General features: G+C 50.0%; 3 protein-coding genes. 2 read left to right on the top strand and 1 reads right to left on the bottom strand.

Going from position 1 to position 3,528, the window contains the following annotated elements; genetic code table 11:
• On the top strand, window positions 1–199 hold a 199-nt coding region (rpsO, locus tag ACTHUT_RS15715), incomplete at its 5' end, for a 30S ribosomal protein S15 (protein WP_440419007.1).
• A 175-nt stretch (window positions 200–374) separates the two neighbouring features.
• Complete coding sequence (locus ACTHUT_RS15710; RefSeq protein ID WP_440385621.1) at window positions 375–2,468, top strand: AsmA family protein; 2,094 nt, start codon at window positions 375–377, stop codon at window positions 2,466–2,468.
• 266 nt (window positions 2,469–2,734) lie between these two features.
• Here the strand turns inward: ACTHUT_RS15710 and ACTHUT_RS15705 are convergent.
• A partial coding sequence (locus ACTHUT_RS15705) for a UbiD family decarboxylase (protein WP_440419006.1) occupies window positions 2,735–3,528 on the bottom strand: 794 nt, incomplete at its 5' end.

Below are 3,528 nucleotides of genomic sequence, written 5' to 3'. Positions count from 1 at the left end.
TTCTGAAGTACAAGTCGCTCTGTTGACTTTCCGCATCAACGACCTGACTCCTCACTTCAAAGCCAACCCTAAAGACCACCACAGCCGTCGCGGCCTGTTGAAAATGGTTAGCCAACGTCGTCGCCTGCTGTCTTACCTGCGCCGTACTCAGCCTGATACTTACCGTACACTGATTACCCGCCTGGGTCTGCGTAAATAATTTATGCTTAAATCAACACCGCCTTTGGGCGGTGTTTTTATTCACATGCCCATGCCGTCTGAAACACAGGCCTACTCTGTGTTATACTTCCACACGCTTAAGCAGCAAGGCTTAAACTCCCAATCACTCCTTAAAGCTCCCATCAAAGCGAGAATCTGAATTGTCTGTTCATTCCATGTTGCACTCAGGAAAATTTTGGCTGAAAACCCTGGTTTTCAGCATTACCGCGCTTTTATGCCTCGCGGCGGTATTGAGTGCCTTAATGTTCCGCATATTCAACACAGAAAACATCGACGCATTCATACAAAAAAACTTTTCCGCCCATGGCTGCCAAATCAAATACAACGCCACTATCGACAGAAAATGGCTGCCGCGCCCCACGCTGATTTTAAAAGACCTCAGCCTTTCCTCTTCCGAACCTGACACACCGACGCTGAACATCGCCGAATCCAAAATGGGCTTTGGTTGGAGCAGCCTATGGTCGGATACGCCCATAATTGAGAAATGGATTCTTTCAAACCCGACACTGACACTGGACTCAAAACACCATCTGCCCGCCTGCCTGCAACAAGACCCATCGTCAAAAGAAAGTTTTCAGCTCAACCGCATCATCATCAATAACGGCAGCATCCGTTATCACACTAAAGAGCAAAATATTGCCTTAAACAATCTGCAATTTTCCCTGCAGCAAGCCGATTCAGACGGCCATCCCTTCGACATCAGCGGCACACTGCAAAACATCGGCAATCCTATCAGTTGGCAGGGTGCAGGCTATCTGGTACCCAACAATGCCGGTTGGAGTGTTCCCGCCCTTAAGCTGAACCTGCAAACCGTATTACTCAAAAACAAGCTGGATGCCCAAATCGCAGGCAGCCTTAATTGGCAAAACCAAACCGCCCTACTCCGCGACTTCAATCTGCAAGCCGAAAGCGGCTTTCAAAACTTGCATATCAACGCACGTTCGCCCTTATTGCAATTCAAAAACGGCTATTTACACCTTAATACACTCAACGGCGCATTGACCGCCGGCAGCGAAAACAACCAATGGGACGGCTCATTCAAACTGGACAAAGCCAACCTCTACGCAACCGTTTTAACCGCCGCTAATTTTGAACTCAAAGGCAGCCATAAAAACGACCGCCTCCAAACCAACTTTACCTTTTCCAGCCCGTTGGTTTGGCAAAAAGGCAAAGGCATCGATGCGCCCAAACTGCACCTCAGCACCCTGCAAGACACCATCAACCGCCTTCCCCGTCCACGCTTCATCAGCACACTCGAAGGGCAGGCCAACTTCAGCCTGAATACATGGGAAGGCCGTCTGAAAGGCGCATTTGACAGACAAGCCCTCGCCTTGGCTTTTAAATACCAACGCGACGCCCAACCGCGTCCGCACCTTGACGCCGGTATCGCCTTACAAAAACTTAATCTGACCCCTTACTTAGAAGACCTGAAAACCCAGCCGTCACTCAGTCTTCCTTCCCTGCTGGCCAAATCCTGGCTGCCCGACATTGAGGCCAACCTCCAAATCGGCACCATTCAAACTGCCGGCCTGCAACTTGAAAACGTCGAATCCCTGCTTACCGCAGATAAAGAACATATCGCCCTGCACCGTTTCAAAGCCGGGCTTTATGGCGGCAAAACAGAAGGCGGACTGAGTATTGCGGCCACCGAACCCGCTTCCTACCACCTTCAGCAAAACGCAAAAGGCATACAAATTCAGCCGCTGCTGCAGGACTTGTTCGGCTTCCACAGCTTCAGCGGCAGCGGCGACGCCGTTATCGACATTCAAACTTCCGGTAACGACCGCGCGCAAATGATACAAGCCCTAAACGGCAGCCTGCTCCTCGATATTACCAACGGCGCATGGCACGGCATCGATATGGACAGCATTCTGAAAAACGGCATCTCTTCGGAAAAAATCGACAACAGCAACCTCAAAACCCCTTTCCATCATTTCATCCTTAATAGTGAAATCGAGAAAGGCATCAGCCATCATATCAACACCGAACTGTTTTCCGACAGCCTGCACGTTGTCAGCAGCGGCTATACCGATTTGAATACCCAAAAGCTGTCCGAAAACCTGCTTATCAGCAACGTACTGCAACCCAAAAACAAACCGTTTCCCCTCAAAATCGGCGGAACCGTACAAAACCCTTCCATTACCCTTGATTACAGCCGCTTGACCAATGGCATGAACACACCGGCAGAAAAACAAAAAGCCCTGCAAGAAACCATACAAGAACAATGGAAGTGGCTCAAACCGCGCTAAATTTTCAAATTAAAGGCCGTCTGAAACCCAAAAGTTTCAGACGGCCTTTTAACAGATGTATTGTCAGAATAAGATGTTTACTTAGGAATGACCATATACACAATCAGTGCAACAATGACGGCAGACCATACGGTCAACATTATCAAGCCTTCTTTGGAGAGTTTTCTTTTTCTCCAATCGAGCCTCAATATTTCTACCGTACCTTCAAACACTGCCCCAATCATTTCCATCACGATTTGAAGTATAAATTCCAATAGAAATGACATCTACAAGCCTAAACTCTCCCAAATCTCATCGATTTTGGCCGTAACGGCAGGGTCTTTTTTGATCACACGACCCCATTCGCGGTCGGTTTCGCCCGGCCACTTGTTGGTCGCATCCAAACCCATTTTGCCGCCGAGTCCGCTGACGGGGCTGGCGAAGTCGAGGTAGTCGATGGGCGTGTTTTCCATCAAAACGGTATCGCGTACGGGATCCATGCGCGTGGTGACTGCCCAGATGACTTCTTTCCAGTCGCGCACGTTCACATCGTCATCCACCACGATGATGAATTTGGTGTACATAAACTGGCGCAGGAACGACCAGCAGCCCATCATCACGCGCTTGGCGTGTCCGGCGTACTGTTTTTTCATGCTGACCACCGCCATGCGGTAGGAGCAGCCTTCGGGTGGCAGATAGAAATCGGTGATTTCGGGGAACTGCTTTTGCAAAAGCGGGACGAACACCTCGTTCAACGCCACGCCCAAAACAGCAGGCTCATCGGGTGGTTTGCCTGTGTAGGTAGAGTGGTAAATCGGGTTTTCACGCATGGTGATGCGTTCGACCGTAAACACAGGAAAATGGTCCTGCTCGTTGTAATAGCCCGTGTGGTCGCCGTATGGGCCTTCCAGCGCGGTTTCGTTTGGATGAATCACGCCTTCCAACACGATTTCAGCACGGGCAGGCACTTGCAAATCATTGCCGATACATTTTACCAGCTCCGTCCGCGAACCACGCAACAGTCCGGCAAATTGGTATTCGCTCAAGGTATCGGGTACAGGCGTTACCGCTCCGAGAATAG

It is taken from the genome of Neisseria sp. P0022.S010 (genome assembly GCF_051956635.1).
Note: the sequence above shows the minus strand (reverse complement) of the source record. Positions and strands in the feature narration are given on the sequence as shown.

Bases quoted from the DNA above. Each gene is read 5' to 3' on its own strand.
- ACTHUT_RS15710 (WP_440385621.1), top strand. From the start codon at position 375: ATGTTGCACTCAGGAAAATTTTGGCTGAAAACCCTGGTTTTCAGCATT.